Source organism: Brevundimonas sp. BR2-1, assembly GCF_037626195.1.
Taxonomy (GTDB): Bacteria; Pseudomonadota; Alphaproteobacteria; order Caulobacterales; family Caulobacteraceae; genus Brevundimonas.
Window position 1 is genome coordinate 99,668 of sequence record NZ_JARKMV010000003.1, and the last position, 21,607, is coordinate 121,274.

Genomic DNA, 21,607 nt, shown 5'->3' on the forward strand with positions numbered 1-21,607 from the left:
TCAGCCGGCCGGGCGATCAGTGCGCGGTTGCGGTCTCCAGCGGCAGTCGGATGCGCACGCCCACGCCGGCCTCGGGCGCGGTTTCGATGTTCATCGATCCGCCGAGGTGTTCGACCAGTCCCTGAACCAGCGACAGGCCTTCGCCGGGATTCAGCGCCTCGGCGCCGATGCCCGAATCGCGGACGACAAGGCTGACGCCGCCGACGGCGCGAGAGAAGGCGACGGCGATCGAGCCCCGCCGCGCGTCCGGGAAGGCGTGGCGGCAGGCGTTGGCGATGAGCTCATGGGTGATGATGGCCAGGGGAAGCAGATGGCTGTCGGGCAGCAGCGCCGCCTGGCCGCGCACGTCGATTCGCACCGGCCGGCCTTCGCAGGCCCGGGTCCAGAAGGTTGCGACGTCGTCCAGATAACCCGCGAAGTCCAGAGGACCATCGCCGGTCATGCGCCGGCTGATCAGTTCCATCGCCGCCGTTACGTCGCTGAGCCAGGCCAGATGGCGGACGCTCTCCGGGTCGACGACGCTGCGCAGGCGAATGCCGACGATCGTTTGCAGCAGCTGATAGCCGCCCAGCAGACGTCGTTGAAGCTCGACGAGGCGGTCCTCGGCTATCGCGGCCATTGCGCCCCCGGGCGTTAAAAACACAGGATTTTCTAGCCGAACCGAAGCCGTTAGCCAATGGCGCCGTCAGCCGCCCGGCGCGGTCGTGAGGCCCAGGGAGGGCGGCATGGACGCCACGCTCAGGAGCCCGTTTCGCGCCGCACACGGCCGGTGATCCATCCGAAGATGTAACCGGGCCTTCCCCGGAGCCGAAACTCGGGGCCGTTCGATGGGATTGCCCATTGAAAAAAGCGGATTTTCCCCCGCTGGGTCGAACCAATGAGCCAGTGACGCGTTCGATTGTCCGCTAGCCGACACAATGGTGTACTGGGTCGGTTCGCGTGGGGGTGTTGAGTGTCGAATCCGCCGGATCTCAGGGTCATGATCGTTGAGGACCAGGCCCTGCTCGCCATGGAGCTGGAGCTGGTGCTGGGCGAGTCCGGCTGCGACGTCGTCGGGTGCGCCATGGACAAGGCCGGCGCCTTCGCCATCGCCGAACGCGAGCGACCCGACCTGGCCCTGATCGACGTCAATCTGCTGGACGGCCTGACGGGTCCCCAGATAGCGCAGCATGTCGTGAGCGAGTTTGGCTGCGCTGTCGTTTTCCTGACCGCCAACCCCGAACAGATTCCGGATGGTTTCGCCGGCGCCCTCGGGGCCGTGTCCAAGCCGTTCGATGAGGCCACCATCCAGGCTGTCGTGGTTTTCGCGCGCCAATTCATCCAGCACCGCACCTTGGGCGAGGCGCCGCGCCGGTTCCGCCTGGCGCCTTGGCTGACGACGCCTCCGGCCGATATCGCGCCGCACTGAGCCTCAGCGCCTCAAGCCAGACCGCCCGCCAAATCCAGTCCCGGGGCTTGCGGCCACGCACCGCCGGGATCCATATCGAGCTGCATCAGGGTGACGTCCAGCCAGCGCTCGAACTTCCAGCCCACCTGACGATAGACGCCCGCCTCCACAAACCCCAGCGACCGGTGCAGGGCGATAGAGGCGGTGCTGGTGTCGCTGTCGCTGATCGCGCCGATGAGGTGCCGCATCCCCATCGCCCGGACCCGTCCTATCAGGGCCGTCAGCAAGGCCCGGCCGACGCCATGGCCGCGCGCGTTCTCTTCGACATAGATCGAACCCTCGACGCCGTAGCGATAGGCGGGCCGGGGCCTGAACGGCGAGGCGTAGGCGTAGCCGGCGAACCGGCCGTCGATTTCCGCGACCAACCAGGGCAGGTCGTGGCGCCTCACCGCCGCGAACCGGCCCGCCATCTCCGCGAGCGTGGGCGGCGTGGTTTCGAACGTCGCGGTGCCCCCCTGCACCTCACGGCCGTACAGGGCGGTGATGGCCGCAAGGTCGCCTTCGTCTGCGTCGCGGAGCAGGGGGGGCATGGTCGATCGCGCAGGCGGCTCAGGCCTGCTCCCAGCCCTTTTCGACGGCCCAGACCGCGAAGGCGTAGTCGTGTGCGACCTCCTTCAGATAGTCGAACCGGCCCGAGGATCCCGCGTGGCCCGCCTCCATATTGATCTTCAGCAGGATCGGCTTGCCCGAGGTCGTCGCGGGCCGCAGCTTCGCCACCCATTTCTCCGGCTCCCAATAGGTCACGCGAGGGTCCGACAGCCCGCCCGTGGCCAGCACAGCCGGATAGGCGCGGGGCCCCACCTGATCGTAGGGGCTGTAGCTCATCATGTAGTCGTAGGCCTCGGGGTCCTCGATCGGATTGCCCCATTCGGGCCATTCGGGCGGCGTCAGCGGCAGGCTGGTGTCGCTCATGGTGTTAATCACGTCGACGAAGGGCACGCCCCCGATGACGCCGGCCCACAGGTCGGGCCGCATGTTGTTGACCGCACCCATCAGCATGCCGCCGGCCGACCGGCCCTCGGCGACGATGTGGCCGGCCCTGGCGTAGTTGCGCGAAATCAGATGTTCGGCTGCGGCAATGAAGTCGGTGAAGGTGTTCTTCTTGGTCATCCGCCGCGCGGACAGGAACCAGTTCCAGCCCTTGTCGGAACCGCCGCGGATATGGGCGATTGCGTAGATCCAGCCCCGGTCCACCAGCGACAGCCGGTTGGTCGAGAAGCTGGCCGGGATCGGATTGCCGTACGAGCCGTAGCCGTACAGCAGCAGCGGCGCCGAACCGTCTACCGGCGTCGACCTGCGGCGCAGCACCGTGACCGGAACCAGTTCGCCGTCGGGGGCGGGGGCGTTCAGCCGCTCGACCACATAGTCGGCCGGGTCATGGCCGGACGGCACCTCCTGCACCTTGCGCAGGGTCCGCTCGCGCGTCGCCAGATCATAGTCATAGGTCGAGGTCGGCGTGGAGGGCGAGTTGTAGCCATAGCGCATGGTGGTGGTGTCGAACTCCGACGCCCCGGCCAGCGACAGGGAGTAGGCCGGCTCGTCCACCGCGATCTCGTGCTCGACCCCCGAACGGTCGCGGATGACGATCCTCGTATTGGCGTCGGCCCGCTCCTGGCGGCCGATATAGTCCTTCACCAGCGCCACGCCCTCGATGAACCGGCCCGGCGTGTGGGCGACCAGATCGGTCCAGTTCGATCTGGCGGGCGAGGCGGTCGGCGCCTCGACGATCTTGAAGTCGATCGAGTCGTCGGCGTTGGTGCGGATGACCCAGCGGTCGCCCCAGTGGTCGGCGTCGTACAGCCGTCCAACATGACGCGGCTCCAGCACGACCGGCGTGGCGGTCGGCGTCGCGGCCGGAATCACGCGAGCTTCCGAGGTCTCCTGATTGGCGATTGAGATCAGGATGAAGGCGTCGTCGGCGGTGCGGCCGACGCTGATGAACATGCCGTCGTCGGTTTCCTCGTAGACGAGACTGGTTTCGCCGCCGCGAACCGGCCGGCGGAAGATCTTGTCGGGCCGGCCGTTGTCGTCGCGGTTGGTCCAGAAGACCCACTGGCTGTCAGGCGAGAAGGTGAAGTTGCCCGTCGCCGAGCCGATCGGATCAGGCAGGACCGCGCCGGTCGCCAGGTCCTTGACGTAGATGTGGTGCACCTCGGACCCCTGCGCGTCCTCCGCGTAGGCGAACAGGGCGTGGTCGGGGCTGTGGTCGGCCGCGGACACCTCGGAATAGGCCTTGCCTTCGGCCAGGGCGTTGGCGTCGAGCAGCATCTGCGCGTCGCCGCCGGCGCGCGGCTTGCGCATGTACCGGGGATGCTGGTCGCCGGTCCGGTATTCGACGAAATACTCCCAGGCGCCGTCGGGCGAGGGGACCGAGCTGTCGGCCTCCTTGATCCGGCCCTTCATCTCCTCGAACATCGCCGCCTGCAGGGGCGCGGTCGAGGCCATCATCGCCTCGCGATAGGCGTTCTCGGCCAGCAGATGCTCCTTCACATCCGCCTTGATGACGGTCGGATCGCGCAGGACGGTCTGCCAGTTGTCGTCCTTCATCCACTGGTAGTCGTCGGTGCGCACGCGCCCCAGCTGTTCGATCGTCACAGGAATCTTCTTCGCGACGGGCGGGACGGGACGGTTCTGCGGCATCGGGGCTCCGGGCGTGCGGGCTGAGACGGGAAGGGCGCTCGCGGCCAGTGCGGCGGCGGATGTGGCGAGCAGGTCGCGGCGGTTCATTGATGGCCCCCTGATTTGAACGCGGACCTTGTGCGCGCGGGCGACCCGCCGTCAAATGAACAAACGCCGCTGACCCGATGGGGGATGATGTTTGATCTGCAGACGCCGCCCGAACCCGTTCAGGAGCCGCCGCCCGCCGCCGGCCTGTCCGTCCCGGCATGGGATCTGACGGTCGGGCTGATCAGCGCCACGGTGCAGATCGACCAGATGAACGGCGACAGCACCCGCCGGGTCGGAACCGCCTTCCTGATCAATGCGCCACGCGCCAGCGGCGAGCCCCGCACGGTGATGGTGACGGCCCACCACGTGATGTCGGGCATGAGCGCCCCCGAGGCCCGGATCGGCTGGCGGACGGAGGTCCCGGGCGGCGGCTGGCGCTTCGCTCCCGAGCCGCTGCGCATCCGCGACGAGGCCGGAGAGCCGGTCTGGATCAAACACCCCGACCGGGACATCGCCGTAATGGAGATTTCGGCGCCCCCGGTGTTCGCCCGCGCCGCCATACCTTTGGCCTGGCTGGCCGACCGGGATACGCTGGACGCCTGGCAGGTCGGACCGGGCGATGAGCTGTTCACCTTGGGCTTTCCGCGCGGCTATGCGTCGAACACGGCGGGATTTCCGATCCTGCGGGTCGGCCGGGTCGGATCGTGGCCACTAACACCGATAGACAGCTTTCCGGTGTTCTTACTTGATTTTCCAGTCTTTCCGGGGAATTCCGGCGGGCCGGTCTTCTGGACGCCGGCGGCCCGCAAACTGCCGGGCACCGTTCAGCCGGACCATCCATTCATCGCCGGGGTGCTGACGTCCGAGGTCCGGCCGGGCAACGAACCGCTGGGGATCGGTCTGGTCGCCCACGCCAACTATGTGCGCGAGGCGATAGCCTTGCTGGACGCGACGGAAAGGGTTGCGGAGGGGCCGTAAAAGTCAAATCTTCTGCGGACCCGTAATGCGCATAAGATATATTATGCGAAATGATCGATGCGGGCTGGGCCGTGAATCAGCCTTCCTGCCGCTCAATCCACCATAAATCGCGAACCATCAGGGTTCAGGCCCGGCCGTTGCGCGCCTGCAATCTCGCGGCCAGGCTCGAGGTGTCCCATCTCGACCCTCCCATGGCCTGCACTTCGGCATAGAATCGGTCGACCAGCGCCGTCAGTTCCAGGTGAGCGCCATTGGACCGCGCCTCATCCAGCACCAGACCCAGATCCTTGCGCATCCAGTCGACAGCGAAGCCGAAATCGAACCGGCCCTCGGCCATGGTCTTCCAGCGATTGTCCATCTGCCAGGACTGGGCCGCGCCCTTGGAGATGGCGTCATAGACAGCGTCCGTGTCGAGGCCGGCGACCTGGGCGAAATGAACCGCCTCGGCCAGCCCCTGAACAACGCCCGCGATGGCGATCTGGTTGACCATCTTGGTCAGCTGGCCGGTCCCCGACGCCCCCATGTGTTTGACGGCCTTCGAATAGGCCATGAGCACGGGCTCCGCCTTGTCCAGGGCGGCCGCCTCGCCGCCAACCATGACGCTGAGCTGGCCGTTCTCGGCCCCGGCCTGACCGCCGGAAACCGGGGCGTCGATGAAGTCGCAGCCTTGCACGGCCGCCAGCGCGGACATCTCGCGCGCCGCCCTGGCCGAGGTCGTCGTGTGGTCGACGATGATCGCGCCGGCCTTCAGATGCGGCAGCGCTTCGGTCACGACCTGGCGCACGTCGTCGTCGTTGCCGACGCAAAGGATCAGCAGATCCGCGCCGGCTGCAGCCTCGGCGACGGTCGCCGCGAACCGCCCGCCGCTGGCCTGCGCCCAGGCTCGCGCCTTGTCTGAGGTGCGGTTGAAGCCGGCGACCTCATGCCCTGCCTGAACCAGATGCCGCGCCATCGGCCCGCCCATCACGCCGAGGCCGGCGAAACCGATCTTCATGTCCCAGGCTCCGGAGCGACGCCGTAACGGCCGCGATAGTAGACGAGCGCCGGGCCCGGCGCGGTCTCAAAGCTTTGCACAGCGCCGACGATGGTCAGGTGGTCGCCCATGACGATCCGTTCGGTCGCGACGCAGTCCAGTCGCGTCAGGGCGTTCTTCAGGCGCGGCGGCTCGGCGCTGGAACTGTCGAACTCCTCCGACGACAGGCGGCAGACGCCCCAGGCGAACCGGTCCGACATCTCCCGGTCCTCGGCCGGCAACATATGAACCGCGAAACGGTCGGCGGAGGCGAAGGCGTTGTGACGGTCAGAGGCGCGATCCAGGCACCACAGCACCAGCGGGGGGTTCAATGAAACCGAGGTGAAGGAATTGATCGTGATCCCGAGGGGCCCCTCCCCCGTATGGGCGGTCACCACGCAGACGCCGGTCGCGAAGCCGCCCAGCGCGCGGCGGTAGGCCGGAATGTCGAACGCGGGATCGGAGGGGGTGCTCACACCCCGACGACTAGGCGACGGCCCGTCCCGGAGCAAGTCCGGCCAGTATGGGAAACGCGGTCTTAACCTTGCGGCGTCCATCGTCGGTGTCAGTTCGACTGTTAAGGCCCGCGTCCCATGTCCATGAGCGATCGTCCGATCCTCATCAAGAAGGTCAAGAAGGTCATCGGCGGCGGCCACCATGGCGGCGCGTGGAAGGTGGCCTATGCCGACTTCGTGACGGCGATGATGGCCTTCTTCCTGCTGATGTGGCTGATCAACACGACCGATCCGGAACAGAAGCGCGGGATCGCAGAGTATTTCGCGCCCGCCAGCGTGTCGCAGACGACGTCGGGTTCCGGCGGCATCCTGGGCGGAACCTCGCTGGGCGATGACGGCGCCAAGGGCGCGGGGTCGCAGTCGGTGATCAGCGAACTGGCGCCGGAGGCGCCTGCGGACGCGCCGCCCGAAGCCGGGCAGAGCCAGAACCTCGCCGCCGCCAGCGAAGAGGCCCTGCGTGAAGAGATCGCCCGCCGCGAGGCCGCCGAATTCTCGTCGGCCGCCGAATCGCTGCGCCAGGCCATGCAGTCCATGCCCGAACTGGCCGAGCTGTCGAAACAGCTCATCATCGACCAGACCCCGGAAGGCCTGCGCATCCAGCTGGTCGACCAGGAAGGCCGCTCGATGTTCGAACAGAACTCGGCCCGGCCCAATCCGCGCGCCCAACTGCTGCTGCGCACCATCTCAAGGGTGATCACCCAGCTGCCGAACCGGATTTCGGTGACGGGCCACACCTCGGCCGCGCCGGGATCCAGCCGCGCGACAGGCCCGAACGACTGGACCCTGTCCTCGGCGCGCGCCAACGCCTCGCGGCTGATCCTGCAGGCGGCGGGCGTCGATCCCGACCGGGTCTATCAAGTGTCCGGCAAGGCGGGTTCCGATCCGCTCTATCCGGACGATCCGACCCTGGCCGGCAACCGCAGGATCGCCATCGTGCTGCTGCGCGAGGCGCCTGTGCTGCCGACGGACACCAGCCTGTGATCGGCCGCCCCGCACACTTGTGTGGGGTGAACCGGCTTGCCCCGGGCGGCGACGCGGGCGCAAATCGTCCCATGACCGGACGGCTGCCCCACTGTCGGCGAAATCGGATGCGGAAGTAGAGTCGTGACCTTCGTTCCCCAGCGCCAGCTTCGCTTCTACATGACCTCGGTGGCCCCCTGCCCCTATCTGCCAGGGCAGACCGAGCGGAAGGTGTTCGCCAACCTGCCGTTCAGCGAGGGTGCGCACGTCAATGACGAGCTGACCCAGGCAGGCTTCCGTCGCAGCCAGAACATCGCCTACCGGCCCGCCTGCGAGGCGTGCGACGCCTGCGTCTCGGTGCGGCTGCCGGTGCCGGAGTTCGCCTTCTCGCGCTCCCAGCGCCGGGTGCTGAAGCGTAACGCCGACCTGTCGCGCGATCTGGTCGAGGCCGAGGCGACGACCGAGCAGTTCGACCTGCTGCGCCGCTATCTGAATGGCCGCCATCCGGGCGGAGGTATGAGCGCCATGACCTGGCTGGACTATGTCGCCATGGTCGAGGACACGGCCGTCCGCACCCATCTGATCGAGTACCGACTGCCCTCGTCCGACGGCGGACCCGGGGATCTGGTCGGGGTCTGCCTGACCGACCTGCTCGGGGACGGGCTGTCGATGGTCTACAGCTTTTTCGAACCGGATATGGAGGCGCGCAGCCTGGGCCGGTTCGCCATTCTGGACCATGTCCGTCAGGCGGCGGCCGTGAATCTGCCCTTCGTCTATCTGGGCTACTGGGTCCGGGGCTCACGCAAGATGGACTACAAGGCCGACTTCCGGCCGATGGAACAGCTGACCCGGCTGGGCTGGGAGCGGCTGGACGATCAGCCTGTGGCGGGCACCGACGTCGAATAACTCGACGGCTCGGTTGAATAGCTTTCGCCGGTCCACGGGCCGGGATCCCGCCCTCCCCCGAATTTCACCAGGGCGTCGATCCGCTTCTGGATCGGCGGGTGGCTGGCGAACAGGCCCTCAAGGCCGACGCCGTCCGGCTGATTGTCGAGGAACAGCTGCTGGAGTTCGTCCGGCCCCTTCACGGACGATCGTCCCTCGACCTTGCGCAGGGCCGAGATCATGGCGTCGGGGTTCTTGGTCAGCTCGACCGCGCCGGCGTCAGCGACATACTCCCGGGTGCGCGACAGCATCATGCGGATGACGATGGCCAGGGCGTAACCGATGACGGCGAAGGCGATCCCGATGAGGATCAGCGGTAGCGCGTTCTTGTTGTCGTCGCGCCGGCTGCCTCCGCTCGAGTACATCAGGCCCCGGAACACCAGTTCGGCGATGACGCTGATGATCCCCGCGAAGATCGAGGCGATCACCATGGTGCGCACGTCCTTGTTGATGACGTGGGTGAGTTCATGGGCCAGCACCGCCTCCAGCTCGTCGCGGGTCAGGGCGTTCACGAGGCCGCGGGTGACGGTGACGCTGTATTGGCCCTCGTGCAGGCCCGTGGCGAAGGCGTTGAGGCTGTCGTTATCGATCACCCGCAGGGTCGGGGTGCGCAGCCCACGCGAGATGGCCAGGTTTTCCAGCAGGTTGTAGAGCTCGGGCTCAGATTTCCTCTCAACCTTGCGGGCGCCCGTCATCAGGTCGATCATGGTCTGGCTGCCGAAGTAGGAAATTGCGAACCAGACGGCGGCGATGCCAAGGGCCGTGGGGATGGTGCCGCCCAGCCACGAGGCGGCCAGGGCCATGTCGTCGCTCAGCCCCCGGCCCGTGCCCGGCAGGAAACCCAGCCCCATCAGGATCAGTTGCACCCCGTAAATGATGCAGACCATCAGGACGGGGAAGCCGGCCAGCAGCAGAAGCGAACGCGTGTTATTCGCCCAGATATGGGTCTGGAGCCCGACGGCGCCCATCAATGCGGTCCCTTACGCCGTGAAGCTGACCTTGGGCGGGGCGGCGGTCATGGCGGCCCGGTCGCCCTCGCCCACGTCGAAGAAGGGCTTGTCTGCGCCGAAGCCGACCATGCCGGCGAAAAGGACGGTCGGGAACTGGCGGCGGACGGCGTTGAACTCGCCGACGGCGTTGTTGAAGAAGCGGCGGGCGGCGGCCAGCTTGTTCTCGATGTCCGACAGCTCGCGCTGCAGTTCGAGATAGTTGGTGTTGGCCTTGAGGTCGGGATAGGCCTCGGCGACGGCGAACAGGCGGCCCAGCGAGGCGGTCAGCATGTTCTCGGCCTGGACCTTGTCGTTGACCGAGGTGGCGCCGGCGGCGGCGGCGCGGGCAGCCGTGACGGCGTCAAGCGTGCCGCGCTCGTGCGTGGCGTAGCCCTTCACCGTCTCGACCAGATTGGGGATCAGGTCCTGACGCTGCTTCAGCTGAACGTCGATGTCGGCGAACGACTGGTCGGCGCGCTGATCGAGGGCGACCAGCCTGTTGTAGGCGCCGACGATGACGAACAGCACCACGGCGACGATGACGGCGATGACGATCAGGGTGGTCAGCATTGCGGTCTCCAACGTCGGTCGATGATCGACCGTCAGCGATTATCGGGCGCCGGGGTCGCGCTCGATAGTGAAATCGGCGTCACCTGAATTTGCGCAGCCCCCTCGGTCCCTGCCGTCCCGCCCCGGCGCGTTTGCCCAGCCAGTCCTTCCAGTCCGGCCAGTTGCGGCGACGGGCCCCGCCGTCGACCCATTCCGGGCCGTGGGCGCTGTCGAAGACCGTGACGTCGGCAAGGCCGCCCTGTTTGTAGTTCTGCAGCTTGACCCCCTTGCCGCGGCCCATTTCGGGCAGTTCGGCGATGGGGAAGATCAGGGCCTTGATGTTGTCGCCGATGGTGGCGACATGGTCGCCGGTGACGCGGATGGCCGCGCGCATCTCGCCGTTCAGCACCTGTTTGCCGCTGCGCTTCTGGGCCAGCAGGTCATCCTCGGGGGCGATGAAGCCGTAGCCGGCTTTCGACGCGATCAGCAGCTTGCCGCCCGGCTGGTGCATCAGCAGGTTCACGATCTCGGCCTTTTCGTCGAGGTCGATCATCAGCCGCAGCGGCTCGCCGTGACCGCGTCCCGAGGCCAGTTTGTCGGCTCCAACGGTGAAGATGCGGCCGTCGGAGGCGGCCACCAGCAGTTTGTCCGTCGTATAGCCCGGGACGAGGAAGGCGAGGCTGTCGCCCTCCTTGAACTTCAGTTCTGACGGGTCCTCGACCTTGCCTTTCGCGGCCCGGATCCAGCCGCGTTCGGACAGGATGACGGTGATGGCCTCGCGTGGGATGAAGGCCTCGACCGAGGCGAAGGCAGAGGCGTCCACCGCCTCGGCGATGGTCGTGCGGCGCGGCGAGACCAGCGCCTTGCGCACGGCCTCCAGGTCCTTGCCGACCTGTTTCCACTGTTTGGCGGGCGAGGATGAAAGCGACTGCAGCGCCGCCAGTTCGTCGGCCAGCGCCTTGTATTCATTCTCGATCGTCATCTCCTCGATCCGCGCCAGCTGGCGCAGTCGGGTGTCGAGGATGAAGTCGGCCTGAAGTTCGGACAGGCCGAAGCGGGCGATCAGCACGGCCTTGGGCTGTTCTTCCTCGCGAACGATGCGGATGACCTCGTCGAGGTTGAGGAAGACGATCCGCAGGCCTTCCAGCAGGTGCAGCCGCTTCTCGACCCGCTCGATCCGCCAGTGGGCGCGGCGGACCAGAACGTCGCGGCGGTGATCGAGGAAGGCCTGCAGACAGGCCTTCAGCCCCATGACGCGCGGGGTGCCGGTGGCGTCCAGCACGTTCATGTTGATCGGGAAACGGATCTCGAGGTCGGAAAGCTTGAACAGGCTTTCCATAAGAACTTCAGGCTCTACCATCCGGGACTTCGGTTCCAGGACCAGCCGGATGTCCTCGGCCGACTCGTCGCGGACGTCGGCCAGCAGCGGGGCCTTCTTCTGCTCCAGCAGGTCGGCCAGGTCGGCGATCAGCTTCGACTTCTGCACCTGGTACGGCATCTCGGTGACGACGATGCGCCAGACGCCGCGGCCCAGGTCTTCGGTTTCCCAGCGGGCGCGCAGCCGCACCCCGCCCCGGCCGGTTTCATAGGCGTCGAGGATGGAGGCGTGGCCTTCCACGGCGACGCCGCCGGTCGGGAAGTCCGGGCCCGGAACGATGGCCGCAAGCTCTTCGGTCGTGGCGTCCGGCCGCTCCAGCAGCAAATGGCAGGCGTCGATCAGTTCGCCGACATTGTGCGGCGGGATCGAGGTGGCCATGCCGACGGCGATGCCGGATGAGCCGTTGGCCAGCAGGTTGGGGAAGCCGGCGGGCAGGACGATCGGCTCTTCGTCCTGATCGTCATAGGTGGCCTTGAAGTCCACCGAGTCCTGGTCGATGCCCTCCATCAGCAGGACGGCGGCCGGCGTCAGCTTGCACTCGGTGTAGCGCATGGCCGCGGCGTTATCGCCGTCGATATTGCCGAAATTGCCCTGACCGTCGACCAGCGGATAGCGCTGCGAGAAGTCCTGGGCCAGGCGGACCAGGGCATCGTAGATCGAGGCGTCGCCGTGGGGGTGGTAGCCGCCCATGACCTCGCCGACGACCTTGGCGCATTTGCGCGCCGCCGCCTGCGGGTTCAGCCGCATCTGGTGCATGGCGTACATGATACGCCGGTGCACGGGCTTGAAGCCGTCGCGCACGTCCGGCAGGGCGCGGTTGGTGATGGTCGACAGCGCATAGGCCAGATAGCGGCGCGACAGCGCCTCGCTCATCGGCTCGTCTACGATGCGTCCGCCTTCCGGCGGCGGGGTGTGAACGGTCATGGGGTCCGAATCGGCAATCTGAACGGTCGAGTCTAGCGCCTAAAGGCGTCCGGCCTCGCGCAGCTTGTCGATCATCCACACCCGCGCGGCCGGGATCGGCCGGTTCTGGGGATGGAAGACGAATTGTTCGAGAAAATGGCCGGTCAGGTCGAGGCCCGAGCCGACGTCGCCGTCGCCCAGTCCCGCCTGCGCCCCCAGCATGAAGGGCGGCAGCTTCAGTAGCTTGTCCGCATAGGGTTCGCCCGCCTCGCGGCTGACGGCGCGGCCGGTGCGGGGACTGACCCAGATGAGGTCGTCCATGGTCCCGGTGACGGCGCAGCGCGACAGGTCGAGCCCGAAGCCGAGATCTTCCAGCAGGCCCGCCTCGAAACGCACGAAGATGGCGGGCCAGACCTCCGGCAGCGCGAAGGCGCCCATCAGGGCCTCGAAGGCCAGGAAGGCGCCGGGATGGGGCTCGCGCTCGGGCAGCGCGCCTTGCGCCACGGCGGCGGCGGCGGCCAGACCGGTCAGGGCCAGCGGGTCGTCGAACAGGGCGCTGGGCCCCTCCCCCACGGGCTCCAGCCGGGCCGAGCCGAGGTGGTCCGACGTGCGGGCGCGGTAGTCGGCGGTGACGCGGGCGCCGGCCTGGAGGAAGGGCTTCATCTTGCGCGAGGCGCCGCCGGCGACATAGGCGGCGCGGCGGCCATGCTCTTCCGTCAGGAGTTCGACGACGACGCCCGTGTCGCCGTGCGGCCGGGCGGACAGGACGAAGGCGTCGTCGGTGAAATCCATCCGGCGGTGTTAGCGGTCGGGGCCCGAGTTGGCCATACGTTCCGTTTTTCCGCCTATTGCGCCGCGGCCCGGATGCGGGCCGTCATGTCGCGCGCCAGGGCGTTGGGGATGGGGAAGGTCAGGGCGTAGAGGGCGATGCGCCATTTGCCGTCGTCGCCGCGCACCAGAACGCCCGTGCCCCGGCTGGTGCCGTAGGACTGGCTGTCCAGGGCCTCGTCGAACCAGACGACGCAGCGGCAATCCAGCGGCGCGAGGGTCAGGGCGCGGGATCGGGGAGTATAGGTCCAGCCCCGGCCCTGCAGGAAATACGGCAGGGCGTAAGCCCGGAACTCGGCGACCGACCAGTGTTCCGTCACGTCGGTGCCGATGTAGGTCGCGTCGGGCGTGAACAGGTCGAAATAGGTCGCGCCGTCCGCCTCCGCCGCGGCGCGGTGCAGGGCGTTCAGGGTCGCGGCGGCGGCCTCCTCCTCACGCGAATCCACACCATCGCCCGGCGCGTCGACGATCGGGTTGGCGACCTCGAAGGCCTTGATCTCGGTCGTCATGCCCGTGGCGAGGTCATTCGGGATCGGATAGCTGAGGGCGTAGCGCAGCACGCGCCACTCGCCGTCCCTGCGGACCAGCATCCCCTCGCCCCGCGCCGTGCCGTAGGTCGCGCTGTCCAGAACCTCGTCGAACCAGGCGACGCAGGCGCAGGGGTCGGGCGCGAGGGTGACGTGGCGCTCGCGGGCTGAATAGGTCCAGCCCTCGCCGCGCGCGAAGACCGGAGCGGCGAAGGCGAGGAAGGCCTCGCGGTTCCAGCGCTCCGAGGTTTCGTTGCCGATCCAGACCAGGTCGGGAGCCAACCGGTCGGCCCAGGCGGCGGAGTCGGCGCGGGCGGCGGCGGCGTGCATCTGGTCGAGAGCCGCGGCGGCCTGCTGTTCGGGCGCGGTCTGGAGGGCGATGGCGAGGGTCAGGGCGATCAGGGGCATGGCTCACCCTATCCCGGCTTTTCCCGCCCCGTCACGACCGGAATGGGACGGTCAGCCCTCGCCGCTTTCGGGAACCGGATAGGTGGAGGGTTTGAGCACCTTCGCCAGAGCGAGCAGATTGCGGGCGGCGTTGCGGCCGACGCGGTCGGAATAGTCGTGCCCCTGGTCGGTGTCGACATAGTCCGGGCCTGGTCCCGGCCCCAGGTGCCAGTAGGTCCAGCTCTGGGCCGGAATGGTGAAACCCATGTCGATCAGGCCCTGACAGACGGTGGCGACGATGTGATGGGCGCCGTCCTCGTTGCCGGTGATGACCACGCCGGCGACCTTGCCGAAGGCGACTGGCCGGCCGCTGTCGTCGGTCTCCTCGAAAAAGGCGTCCATACGCTCCAGAGCGCGCAGGCAGACGCTGGACATCTGGCCCAACCAGGTCGGGGTGGCCATGATCAGGATGTCGGCGGCCATTATCCTGCTGTGCACGGCCGGCCAGTCGTCGCCCTCGCCCTGATCCGTCTTCACGCCCGGCTTGAGGTTCAGGTCGACGAGGCGAAGCATCTCGACCTCCGCCCCGCCCTTCTCCAGTTCGGCGAGGACCACCTTCGCCAGGGCTTCCGTGCTGGATGTTTCGGGCGACGGCTTGAGGGTGCAGTTGAGGATCAGGGCTTTCATCGGTCTCGCTCGCGGCTTGTCCTGACCAACCCCGGCGTGCCCGGGACGTTCCGGAGTTTTATTTAACCGGGCGGTTGACAACGGTGCGGCGCCGGTGCATTTAACCCGCAAGTTAGATACGAAGCAGGCCCATGCAGACCGACCCGCTCAGCGCCAAATTCGCCGCCCTGGCCGACCCGACCCGTCGGGCCATCCTGGCGCGGCTTTGCGAAGGCGAGGCCAGCGTCAACGACCTGGCCGAACCGTTCGACATGAGCCTGCCGGCGGTGTCGAAACATCTGAAGGTGCTGGAGAAGGCCGGGCTGATCAGCCGGGGCCGCGAGGCCCAGTGGCGGCCCGCCCGGCTCGAACCCATGGGCATGAAGGGCATCGCCGAGTGGCTGGAACACTACCGCCGCTACTGGGACGCCAGCTTCGACCGCCTCGACGCCTACCTCAAGAAAATCCAGAAAGGGGACCCCAATGGCCCAAGAAACTGAGAACAACCCCTGCAACACCGACGGCGTGGCCCACCAGCACGTCCTGACCCTGCGCCGCGTCCTGGACGCCACGCCGGAACAGATCTGGAAGGCGTGGATGACGCCGGAGCTGCTGCAGCAGTGGTTCGCACCGCGGCCGTGGAGGATCTCGGACGTCAAACTCGATCCGCGCCCCGGCGGCCTCTTCAGCTTCGTCATGCACGGACCGGACGGCGAGCGCTTTCCAAACAACGGCATCTTCCTGGAAGCCCTGCCGAACCGCCGCTGGGTCACGACGGACGCCCTCACGCCCAACTGGGAGCCCGCCGGCCAGCCGTTCATGGTCGCGACGGTCGAGCTGACGCCCCTGCCCGACGGCAAGACCGAGTACGTGGCGACGGCCCGGCACTGGAACGCCGAGACCATGAAGCAGCACGAGCAGATGGGTTTCCATGAAGGCTGGGGGATCTGCGCCGACCAGCTGGCCGAACTGCTCAAGACCCACTGACCTCCCCGGCCTTCGGCCGGACCCGCTGAAGAGCCCGCACGATGACGTTCGTCGAAGCAATCGCCACCCGCCCGACCCTGCAGATGCAGCGCCATTTCGATGCGCCGCGCGAGCTGGTGTGGCGGGCCTGGACGAACCCCGAGGTCATGGTGCTGTGGCTGGGTCCGGTCGAATGGCCGGCGGTCAGCGCCACCCAGGACCTGCGGGTCGGCGGCGAGTGGCGGGCCTGCCTGCGGTCGCCCGACACCGGCCAGGACCTGTGGCAGGGCGGAGTCTATCGCGAGATCGTGCCGAACGAGCGGCTGGTCTTCACCTTCAAATGGGACGAGTCCCACGAGGACGGTCCGCCGGTCGACACCCTTGTGACCATCCAGCTCAGCGACGCGCCCGGCGGCGGCACGCTGATGGACTTCACCCACGAAGGCCTGAAGTCGGAGGCCAGCCTGACCGGTCACAAACATGGATGGACCAGCACCTTCGAGCGGCTGGAGGCCTTCCTGGCCCGGGACAAGGCGCCATGAGAACTTCGCCCTTCGTCTGGTCCGGCCGGGTGCTGAGCGGCGTGGTCGCGGGCTTTATCGGCCTCGACGCGGCCCTTAAGCTGGCGGGGCGGCCCGATCTGCTTCAGGCCGGCATCGTGCTGGATGCGCCGCCGGCGTTTCTTGGTAGTGCGCTGCTGGCGGCGACCGTATTCTACGCCCTGCCCCGCACCGCCATCCTGGGCGCCGTATTTCTCAGCGTGGCCCTGAGCGGTTCGATCGCCGCCCAGGCGGCCGCCGGAGATCCGTCCCGCCTGCTGTTCGCCGTCTATGTCGCGATCTTGATGTGGATCGGTCTCATTCTGCGCAAGCCGGGCCTCGGGCCGACCCTGTTGCGCGCCGTCAGATAGTTCCGTCCGGCTCAACCGTTCAAGGGAGAACGACCATGAAGATCGTGACCAGCCTCAGCTTCCGCGGCCAGTGCCGTGAAGCCTTTGAATTCTATGCCGGCGTCCTGGGCGGCAAGATCACCGCAGCCATGCCCTACAGCGACGGCCCGCCCGACATGCCGGTGGGGGAGCAGTACAAGGACTGGCTGATGCATTGCTGGTTGGAGGTCGGCGATCAGGCCCTCATGGGCGCCGACATGGACGTCGACTGGGCCCCCAATATCGACAAGCCCAAGAACGGCTTCGACGTCAGCCTGCACACCAACGACGCGGCCGAGGCCCGGCGCTGGTATGACGCGCTGGTCGAAGGCGGCAAGCCGACCATGCCGTTCGCAGAGACCTTCTGGTCGCCCGGCTTCGGCGGCCTGATCGACAGGTTCGGCATACCGTGGATGGTCAACACCATCCCGGCTGAAGGCTGGACGCCGAAAGGCCAATGAAGGCTTCTCCGACGGTCTGGACCGGGCGAGTCCTGACCGTGCTGTTCGCCCTCTTCATCGCCGGAGCGTCGGTCCTGCCCAAGCTGGCCGGAATGCCGATCGCGGAACAGACCATGGCGGACCTGGGATGGCCCCCGGGATACGCCTTCGCCATCGGCATCGTCGAACTGACCTGTCTGGTGCTGTACCTCTATCCGCGGACGAACGTGCTGGGCGGGGTGCTGTTCATGGGCCTGCTGGGCGGCGCCATGGCCACCCAGATTCGCGCCGGCAGCCCGCTGTTCACCCATCAGCTGTTCAGCATCTATCTGGGGCTGTTCATGTGGGGCGGCCTGTGGCTGCGGGATGAGGGCTTCAGGGCCGTGTTCCCGTTCCGCCGGAAGACGGCGACATGACCGTCGCCGCCTCCATCCCGGACCATCTGACCCGGCTCGATATCGTGCGCGAGTTCGACGCCCCGCGGGCCCTGATGTGGAAGATGTGGACCGACCCGGCCCATGTCGGGGTGTGGTTCGGACCCGAGCATTTCACCACGCCCGTGGTCCGGATGGACGTCCGGCCCGGCGGAACCATACACATGGTGATGCGGGCTCCGGACGGGACCGATCACCCGTTCGATGGCCGGTTCATCGAACTGGATGAGCCCCGGCGTCTTGTCATGCGGACGTGGATCAAACTGGCCGATGGTTCGACCTGGTTCGAGGTCGAACACACCGCGCGGTTCGAGGAGATCCAGGGACGCACCCTCCTGCGCTTCCAGGCCGTGGTCGTCGAGGCCCGCGAGGACGCCATCGGCCCGCTGAGCGGCATGGAGGCCGGCTGGACCGGCAGCCTCGACAAGCTGGCGGCGCATGTTCGCGCCGTGGCGGTCTCGGGAGGCTGACATGATGCTGAAAGGACCGGTCGCGGCGAACCCCGACGCCTGGGTGGCCGGTCTCGAAGGCTGGACGCGCGAGCTTGTCGAGACCCTGCGCGCCGGCGTCTGCGCCGTCGAGGGCCTGACCGAAGTGATCAAATGGGGTCACCTGGTCTACCTCTCGAACGGCCCCGCCCTGTTGATCCGGGCCGAGGACGAGAGGATCGTGTTCGGCTTCTGGCGGGGTCAGCGGCTGCGCGAGATCGAACCCCGGCTCAAGCCCGGCGGCCTGTACGAAATGGCCTCCGTCATTCTGAGGAGGGGCGAAACGATGGAGCCTGAAAGGGTCGTCGCCCTGACGCGGGCGGCGGTGGCCCTGAACGCCGACATCGGCGACCCGACCAGGATTTTGAAGAAGAAGGAGAGAACCCCATGATCCGACTGTCTTCCCGCCGTTTCGCCGTTCTGGCGGCCGGCGCCCTGCTGGCCATGGCGGCGGCTTCGCCCGCCGCGGCCCAGACCCCCGTCCCCGCCACGGCCGTCACGGCCCGGGCGACCGATCGCGCCGTCGCCGTCGAGGGCGGCCAGATCCGGTATCAGGTGATCGGCGACCTGACCTCGGGCAAGACGCCGGTGCTGGTGCTGCACGGCGCCTTCATGTCGATCGACGCGATGAAACCGCTGACCGACCGCCTGACAGGCCGCCCCTTGATCGTGGTGGACCAGCGCGGCCACGGCCGCACCGGCGACCTGCCCGGCCCTATCACCTATGAAGCCCTCGCCGACGACGCGGCGGCCGTGCTGGCAGACGCCGGCGTGGGGACGGCCGACGTGGTCGGCTATTCGATGGGCGCGGGCGCCGCCTTGCAACTGGCCCTGCGCCACCCGGAACGAGTGAAGCATCTCGTCATCGCCTCGGTCAGCTTCAACGAGGCGGGCAACCTGCCGGGCTTTATCCAGATGATGGACGGCATCACGCCCGAGATCTTCGCCGGCACGCCGATGGAGGCGGAGTTCAAGCGCCTTTCGCCCAACCCCGACGCCTTCCCGTCCGTGGTCAACAAGATCAAGGTGATGGACAGGGGGCAGGACTGGCCCGCCGAACAGATTCGGGCCCTGACCTCGCCGACCTTCATCATCGTCGGCGATCACGACATCGTCCGGCCGGAGCATGCCGTCGAACTGTACCGACTCCGGGGCGGCGGCGATACGACCCGCGCGTCCCAGCCCTTCCTGACCGAAGCCCCGCCCGCGCGGCTGGCCATCCTGCCGGGCGCCTCGCACATCGACGTGTTCGGCGATCCCGACCTGCTGGCGGCGATGATCCTGCCGTTCCTGGATGACCAGACCCGGCCGCGCCCCCCGGGCCTGTTCGACGACGTCCCGGGCGAGTGAGAGGCAAGCTTATGCGTACGATCAGAACCGCCACCTTCGTCTCGCTGGACGGCGTCATGCAGGCCCCCGGCGGCCCCACCGAGGATCCGCGCGGCGGTTTCCGGTTCGGCGGCTGGGTCTTTCCCTGGTTCGACGAGAAGCTGGGGAGTCTGATGGACCAGGCCATGGGCGAGGACTACGACCTGCTTCTGGGTCGCCGCACCTACGAGATCTTCGCCGCCTTCTGGCCGCATCAGGACGACGAGATCGGCCGCACGTTCAACGCCGTGAACAAATACGTCGCCGCCGGGCCCGACACCCCGATGGACTGGGCCCACAGCCACAGGCTCGAGGGCGACCTGGTCGAGGCGGTGCGGGCGCTGAAGGCGAGCGAGGGCCGCGACCTGCTGATCCAGGGCTCGAGCGAGGTGATCCACACCCTGCTGGCTCACGACCTGATCGACCAGCTGACCGTCCTGACCTTCCCGGTGGTGCTGGGGCGCGGAAAGCGCCTGTTCGACGAGAGCTCAAGGCCGCATCAGTGGGTGCTGGAAACCAGCGACGCCTCGGCCACGGGCGTCGTGGTCGGGACGTATCGTCGCGCCGGCGATGTTCCTGTCGGCTCTTTCGGCGACGACAACCCCAGTGCGGCGGAGCTGGAGCGTCGCGCGCGCTGGGCGCGCGAGGGTTGAGCCGGCGCGCGGCGGGGCCGTCCCGGGTGGCGGAGACAGCCGCCGCGGCCTAAGTCATGCGCATGGCTTCCGCACGCATCCGCTCCGCCGCCCTGCAGTCGAAGATCATGAGTGCGGAGGCCGCCGCCGCGCTGATCCCGCCGAACAGCACGGTGGGGATGAGCGGCTTCACCGGCTCGGGTTATCCGAAGGTGGTGGCGCCGGCCCTGGCTGCGCGGATCGAGGCCGAGCACGCCCGGGGAAACCCGTTCCGGCTCAAGGTCTGGACCGGCGCCTCGACCGGCCCGGAGCTGGACGGCGCCCTGGCCAAGGCCGACGGCATCGAATTCCGCCTGCCCTACAACTCGGACCCGATCGCCCGCGAGAAGATCAACAGGGGCGAGATGGAGTACCTCGACATGCATCTGAGCCAGGTCGCGCCCATGGCGTGGCAAGGTTTCCTGGGACCGCTTGAGACGGCGGTGATCGAAGTCTCGGGCATCCGCGAGGACGGTTCACTGATCCCCTCCTCTTCGGTCGGCAACAACAAGACCTGGCTGGACCGGGCCGAGCGGGTGATCCTCGAGGTCAACTCCTGGCAGAACGAGGCCCTGGAGGGGATGCACGACATCTACTACGGCACCGCCCTGCCCCCGAACCGCGTGCCGATCCCGCTGGTGCGCGCCGACGACCGTATCGGCCAGCCGACCTTCCGCTGCGATCCCTCCAGGGTCGTCGCCGTGGTCGAGACCCACGCGCCGGACCGGAACGCGCCGTTCGCCCCGCCCAATGACGCGGCCCTGGCCATTGCCGGGCACCTGCTGGAATTCCTGTCGCACGAGGTGAAGATGGGCCGCCTGCCCGCCTCGCTGCTGCCGCTGCAATCGGGTGTCGGCAATATCGCCAATGCAGTTCTGACGGGCCTGATCGACGCGCCGTTCGGGAAAATGACCGCCTACACCGAGGTCATCCAGGACGGCATGCTCGACCTGCTGGACAGCGGCAAGCTGCGCGTCGCTTCGGCCACAGCCTTTTCACTGAGCCCCGAAGCGGCGGCGGACCTGAACAGCCGCATGGGCGAGTTCCGCGGGAAGATCATCCTGCGGCCCCAGGAAATCTCGAACCACCCCGAACTGATCCGGCGGCTGGGCTGTATCGCCATGAACGGGCTGATCGAGGCCGACATCTATGGCAACGTCAACTCGACCCATGTGATGGGCTCGCGCATCCAGAACGGCATCGGGGGGTCGGGCGATTTCGCGCGCAACGCCTTCATTTCCGTGTTCATGACCCCGTCGACGGCCAAGGGCGGCAAGATTTCGGCCATCGTCCCGCACGCCAGCCACGTGGACCACATCACCCAGGATGTTCAGGTCATCGTCACCGAGCAGGGCCTCGCAGACCTGCGCGGACTGTCGCCGAAGCAACGGGCGGCGGTGATCATCCCCAACTGCGCCCATCCCGACTATCGCGCCGCCCTGCAGGACTACTACGAACGGGCGCTGAAGCGGTCCTATGGCCTGCAGTCCCCGATGCTGCTCGACGAGGCGCTGGCCTGGCACCAGCGGTTCGTCGAGACCGGCGACATGCGCGGCTGAGC

The 21,607-nt window shown here is 67.7% G+C and carries 26 protein-coding genes; 15 read left to right on the plus strand and 11 right to left on the minus strand.

Annotation, left to right across the window (positions count from 1 at the left end; all coding sequences use genetic code 11):
- Positions 1-16: 16 nt before the first annotated feature.
- Positions 17-619, minus strand: coding sequence for a sensor histidine kinase (locus BrevBR_RS13370; protein WP_332640432.1), 603 nt, complete (start codon positions 617-619; stop codon positions 17-19).
- A gap of 360 nt (positions 620-979) precedes the next feature.
- On the opposite strand from BrevBR_RS13370, the gene BrevBR_RS13375 reads away from it, so the two are divergent.
- Positions 980-1,408, plus strand: coding sequence for a response regulator (locus tag BrevBR_RS13375; protein ID WP_332640433.1), 429 nt, complete (start codon positions 980-982; stop codon positions 1,406-1,408).
- Between the two features lie 11 nt (positions 1,409-1,419).
- Here BrevBR_RS13375 and BrevBR_RS13380 read toward each other — a convergent pair whose 3' ends face one another.
- Both BrevBR_RS13380 and BrevBR_RS13385 read right to left on the minus strand, forming a co-directional pair.
- A complete protein-coding gene (locus BrevBR_RS13380) occupies positions 1,420-1,977 on the minus strand; it encodes a GNAT family N-acetyltransferase (RefSeq protein WP_340001274.1) in 558 nt (185 codons plus the stop codon).
- 19 nt (positions 1,978-1,996) lie between these two features.
- On the minus strand, positions 1,997-4,174 hold the full coding sequence (locus BrevBR_RS13385) for a S9 family peptidase (protein ID WP_332640435.1): 2,178 nt from the start codon (positions 4,172-4,174) through the stop codon (positions 1,997-1,999).
- 87 nt (positions 4,175-4,261) lie between these two features.
- Here BrevBR_RS13385 and BrevBR_RS13390 point away from each other — a divergent pair, with 87 nt between their 5' ends.
- The gene (locus tag BrevBR_RS13390) at positions 4,262-5,092 is read left to right on the plus strand and encodes a S1 family peptidase (RefSeq protein ID WP_340001275.1); all 831 of its coding nucleotides are present in this window, start codon (positions 4,262-4,264) and stop codon (positions 5,090-5,092) included.
- 124 nt (positions 5,093-5,216) lie between these two features.
- Here the strand turns inward: BrevBR_RS13390 and BrevBR_RS13395 are convergent, their stop codons facing one another.
- On the minus strand, positions 5,217-6,086 hold the full coding sequence (locus BrevBR_RS13395) for an NAD(P)-dependent oxidoreductase (protein WP_340001276.1): 870 nt from the start codon (positions 6,084-6,086) through the stop codon (positions 5,217-5,219).
- Positions 6,083-6,580 carry a flavin reductase family protein gene (locus BrevBR_RS13400; protein ID WP_340001277.1) on the minus strand — a complete coding sequence of 166 codons (498 nt, stop codon included), beginning with the start codon at positions 6,578-6,580 and terminating at the stop codon, positions 6,083-6,085. The genes BrevBR_RS13395 and BrevBR_RS13400 overlap by 4 nt, the downstream gene beginning before the upstream one ends.
- 117 nt (positions 6,581-6,697) lie before the next feature.
- Here BrevBR_RS13400 and BrevBR_RS13405 point away from each other — a divergent pair, with 117 nt between their 5' ends.
- Both BrevBR_RS13405 and BrevBR_RS13410 read left to right on the plus strand, forming a co-directional pair.
- On the plus strand, positions 6,698-7,600 hold the full coding sequence (locus BrevBR_RS13405) for a flagellar motor protein MotB (RefSeq protein ID WP_340001278.1): 903 nt from the start codon (positions 6,698-6,700) through the stop codon (positions 7,598-7,600).
- 123 nt (positions 7,601-7,723) lie between these two features.
- Positions 7,724-8,485, plus strand: a complete 762-nt coding sequence (locus BrevBR_RS13410; protein ID WP_332640440.1) for an arginyltransferase — start codon at positions 7,724-7,726, stop codon at positions 8,483-8,485.
- Here the strand turns inward: BrevBR_RS13410 and BrevBR_RS13415 are convergent.
- From BrevBR_RS13415 to BrevBR_RS13440, 6 genes are all read right to left on the minus strand, one after another.
- Positions 8,455-9,492 (minus strand): M48 family metallopeptidase, encoded by a 1,038-nt coding sequence (locus tag BrevBR_RS13415; RefSeq protein ID WP_340001279.1) that lies wholly within the window; start codon positions 9,490-9,492, stop codon positions 8,455-8,457. The two genes, BrevBR_RS13410 and BrevBR_RS13415, sit on opposite strands and share 31 nt — an antisense overlap.
- Positions 9,493-9,504: 12 nt before the next feature.
- Complete coding sequence (locus BrevBR_RS13420; protein WP_332640442.1) at positions 9,505-10,083, minus strand: LemA family protein; 579 nt, start codon at positions 10,081-10,083, stop codon at positions 9,505-9,507.
- 79 nt (positions 10,084-10,162) lie between these two features.
- The gene (gene parC, locus BrevBR_RS13425; RefSeq protein WP_340001280.1) at positions 10,163-12,364 is read right to left on the minus strand and encodes a DNA topoisomerase IV subunit A; all 2,202 of its coding nucleotides are present in this window, start codon (positions 12,362-12,364) and stop codon (positions 10,163-10,165) included.
- A 39-nt stretch (positions 12,365-12,403) separates the two neighbouring features.
- Positions 12,404-13,135 carry a DNA repair protein RecO gene (recO, locus tag BrevBR_RS13430; RefSeq protein ID WP_340001281.1) on the minus strand — a complete coding sequence of 244 codons (732 nt, stop codon included), beginning with the start codon at positions 13,133-13,135 and terminating at the stop codon, positions 12,404-12,406.
- Positions 13,136-13,188: 53 nt separating this feature from the next.
- A complete protein-coding gene (locus BrevBR_RS13435) occupies positions 13,189-14,106 on the minus strand; it encodes a nuclear transport factor 2 family protein (protein ID WP_340001282.1) in 918 nt (305 codons plus the stop codon).
- Positions 14,107-14,157: 51 nt separating this feature from the next.
- Positions 14,158-14,772, minus strand: a complete 615-nt coding sequence (locus BrevBR_RS13440; protein WP_332640446.1) for a flavodoxin family protein — start codon at positions 14,770-14,772, stop codon at positions 14,158-14,160.
- Positions 14,773-14,903: 131 nt separating this feature from the next.
- On the opposite strand from BrevBR_RS13440, the gene BrevBR_RS13445 reads away from it, so the two are divergent.
- The 11 genes from BrevBR_RS13445 (at position 14,904) to BrevBR_RS13495 (ending at position 21,605) form a co-directional block, all read left to right on the plus strand.
- On the plus strand, positions 14,904-15,251 hold the full coding sequence (locus BrevBR_RS13445; RefSeq protein WP_332640447.1) for an ArsR/SmtB family transcription factor: 348 nt from the start codon (positions 14,904-14,906) through the stop codon (positions 15,249-15,251).
- Positions 15,235-15,738, plus strand: a complete 504-nt coding sequence (locus BrevBR_RS13450) for an SRPBCC family protein (protein WP_340001283.1) — start codon at positions 15,235-15,237, stop codon at positions 15,736-15,738. Before BrevBR_RS13445 ends, BrevBR_RS13450 begins: the two co-directional genes overlap by 17 nt.
- 41 nt (positions 15,739-15,779) lie before the next feature.
- Complete coding sequence (locus tag BrevBR_RS13455; RefSeq protein WP_332640449.1) at positions 15,780-16,259, plus strand: SRPBCC family protein; 480 nt, start codon at positions 15,780-15,782, stop codon at positions 16,257-16,259.
- A complete protein-coding gene (locus BrevBR_RS13460; protein ID WP_340001285.1) occupies positions 16,256-16,627 on the plus strand; it encodes a DoxX family protein in 372 nt (123 codons plus the stop codon). Before BrevBR_RS13455 ends, BrevBR_RS13460 begins: the two co-directional genes overlap by 4 nt.
- A 35-nt stretch (positions 16,628-16,662) precedes the next feature.
- Positions 16,663-17,106: a VOC family protein gene (locus BrevBR_RS13465; protein WP_340001286.1), complete on the plus strand. Its 444-nt coding sequence runs from the start codon at positions 16,663-16,665 to the stop codon at positions 17,104-17,106.
- A complete protein-coding gene (locus BrevBR_RS13470) occupies positions 17,103-17,501 on the plus strand; it encodes a DoxX family protein (protein ID WP_332640452.1) in 399 nt (132 codons plus the stop codon). Before BrevBR_RS13465 ends, BrevBR_RS13470 begins: the two co-directional genes overlap by 4 nt.
- Positions 17,498-17,989 (plus strand): SRPBCC family protein, encoded by a 492-nt coding sequence (locus BrevBR_RS13475; RefSeq protein ID WP_340001287.1) that lies wholly within the window; start codon positions 17,498-17,500, stop codon positions 17,987-17,989. Before BrevBR_RS13470 ends, BrevBR_RS13475 begins: the two co-directional genes overlap by 4 nt.
- 1 nt (position 17,990) lies before the next feature.
- On the plus strand, positions 17,991-18,398 hold the full coding sequence (locus BrevBR_RS13480; RefSeq protein ID WP_340001289.1) for a DUF1801 domain-containing protein: 408 nt from the start codon (positions 17,991-17,993) through the stop codon (positions 18,396-18,398).
- Positions 18,395-19,357 carry an alpha/beta fold hydrolase gene (locus BrevBR_RS13485; RefSeq protein ID WP_340001290.1) on the plus strand — a complete coding sequence of 321 codons (963 nt, stop codon included), beginning with the start codon at positions 18,395-18,397 and terminating at the stop codon, positions 19,355-19,357. Before BrevBR_RS13480 ends, BrevBR_RS13485 begins: the two co-directional genes overlap by 4 nt.
- 11 nt (positions 19,358-19,368) lie before the next feature.
- Positions 19,369-20,028: a dihydrofolate reductase family protein gene (locus tag BrevBR_RS13490; RefSeq protein WP_340001291.1), complete on the plus strand. Its 660-nt coding sequence runs from the start codon at positions 19,369-19,371 to the stop codon at positions 20,026-20,028.
- Between the two features lie 62 nt (positions 20,029-20,090).
- The gene (locus BrevBR_RS13495; RefSeq protein ID WP_445214764.1) at positions 20,091-21,605 is read left to right on the plus strand and encodes an acetyl-CoA hydrolase/transferase family protein; all 1,515 of its coding nucleotides are present in this window, start codon (positions 20,091-20,093) and stop codon (positions 21,603-21,605) included.
- The last annotated feature ends 2 nt before the right edge of the window (positions 21,606-21,607 follow it).

What these genes read in the sequence shown, in the direction of transcription:
- BrevBR_RS13475 (WP_340001287.1), top strand. Translation starts at nt 17,498, where the DNA reads ATGACCGTCGCCGCCTCCATCCCGGACCATCTGACCCGGCTCGATATC.
- BrevBR_RS13455 (WP_332640449.1), top strand. Translation starts at nt 15,780, where the DNA reads ATGACGTTCGTCGAAGCAATCGCCACCCGCCCGACCCTGCAGATGCAG.
- BrevBR_RS13440 (WP_332640446.1), bottom strand. Translation starts at nt 14,772, where the DNA reads ATGAAAGCCCTGATCCTCAACTGCACCCTCAAGCCGTCGCCCGAAACA.
- BrevBR_RS13460 (WP_340001285.1), top strand. Translation starts at nt 16,256, where the DNA reads ATGAGAACTTCGCCCTTCGTCTGGTCCGGCCGGGTGCTGAGCGGCGTG.
- BrevBR_RS13445 (WP_332640447.1), top strand. Translation starts at nt 14,904, where the DNA reads ATGCAGACCGACCCGCTCAGCGCCAAATTCGCCGCCCTGGCCGACCCG.
- BrevBR_RS13490 (WP_340001291.1), top strand. Translation starts at nt 19,369, where the DNA reads ATGCGTACGATCAGAACCGCCACCTTCGTCTCGCTGGACGGCGTCATG.
- BrevBR_RS13405 (WP_340001278.1), top strand. Translation starts at nt 6,698, where the DNA reads ATGTCCATGAGCGATCGTCCGATCCTCATCAAGAAGGTCAAGAAGGTC.
- parC (WP_340001280.1), bottom strand. Translation starts at nt 12,364, where the DNA reads ATGACCGTTCACACCCCGCCGCCGGAAGGCGGACGCATCGTAGACGAG.
- recO (WP_340001281.1), bottom strand. Translation starts at nt 13,135, where the DNA reads ATGGATTTCACCGACGACGCCTTCGTCCTGTCCGCCCGGCCGCACGGC.
- BrevBR_RS13380 (WP_340001274.1), bottom strand. Translation starts at nt 1,977, where the DNA reads ATGCCCCCCCTGCTCCGCGACGCAGACGAAGGCGACCTTGCGGCCATC.
- BrevBR_RS13465 (WP_340001286.1), top strand. Translation starts at nt 16,663, where the DNA reads ATGAAGATCGTGACCAGCCTCAGCTTCCGCGGCCAGTGCCGTGAAGCC.
- BrevBR_RS13485 (WP_340001290.1), top strand. Translation starts at nt 18,395, where the DNA reads ATGATCCGACTGTCTTCCCGCCGTTTCGCCGTTCTGGCGGCCGGCGCC.
- BrevBR_RS13370 (WP_332640432.1), bottom strand. Translation starts at nt 619, where the DNA reads ATGGCCGCGATAGCCGAGGACCGCCTCGTCGAGCTTCAACGACGTCTG.
- BrevBR_RS13420 (WP_332640442.1), bottom strand. Translation starts at nt 10,083, where the DNA reads ATGCTGACCACCCTGATCGTCATCGCCGTCATCGTCGCCGTGGTGCTG.
- BrevBR_RS13470 (WP_332640452.1), top strand. Translation starts at nt 17,103, where the DNA reads ATGAAGGCTTCTCCGACGGTCTGGACCGGGCGAGTCCTGACCGTGCTG.
- BrevBR_RS13450 (WP_340001283.1), top strand. Translation starts at nt 15,235, where the DNA reads ATGGCCCAAGAAACTGAGAACAACCCCTGCAACACCGACGGCGTGGCC.
- BrevBR_RS13385 (WP_332640435.1), bottom strand. Translation starts at nt 4,174, where the DNA reads ATGAACCGCCGCGACCTGCTCGCCACATCCGCCGCCGCACTGGCCGCG.
- BrevBR_RS13435 (WP_340001282.1), bottom strand. Translation starts at nt 14,106, where the DNA reads ATGCCCCTGATCGCCCTGACCCTCGCCATCGCCCTCCAGACCGCGCCC.
- BrevBR_RS13415 (WP_340001279.1), bottom strand. Translation starts at nt 9,492, where the DNA reads ATGGGCGCCGTCGGGCTCCAGACCCATATCTGGGCGAATAACACGCGT.
- BrevBR_RS13375 (WP_332640433.1), top strand. Translation starts at nt 980, where the DNA reads ATGATCGTTGAGGACCAGGCCCTGCTCGCCATGGAGCTGGAGCTGGTG.
- BrevBR_RS13390 (WP_340001275.1), top strand. Translation starts at nt 4,262, where the DNA reads ATGTTTGATCTGCAGACGCCGCCCGAACCCGTTCAGGAGCCGCCGCCC.
- BrevBR_RS13495 (WP_445214764.1), top strand. Translation starts at nt 20,091, where the DNA reads ATGGCTTCCGCACGCATCCGCTCCGCCGCCCTGCAGTCGAAGATCATG.
- BrevBR_RS13480 (WP_340001289.1), top strand. Translation starts at nt 17,991, where the DNA reads ATGATGCTGAAAGGACCGGTCGCGGCGAACCCCGACGCCTGGGTGGCC.
- BrevBR_RS13395 (WP_340001276.1), bottom strand. Translation starts at nt 6,086, where the DNA reads ATGAAGATCGGTTTCGCCGGCCTCGGCGTGATGGGCGGGCCGATGGCG.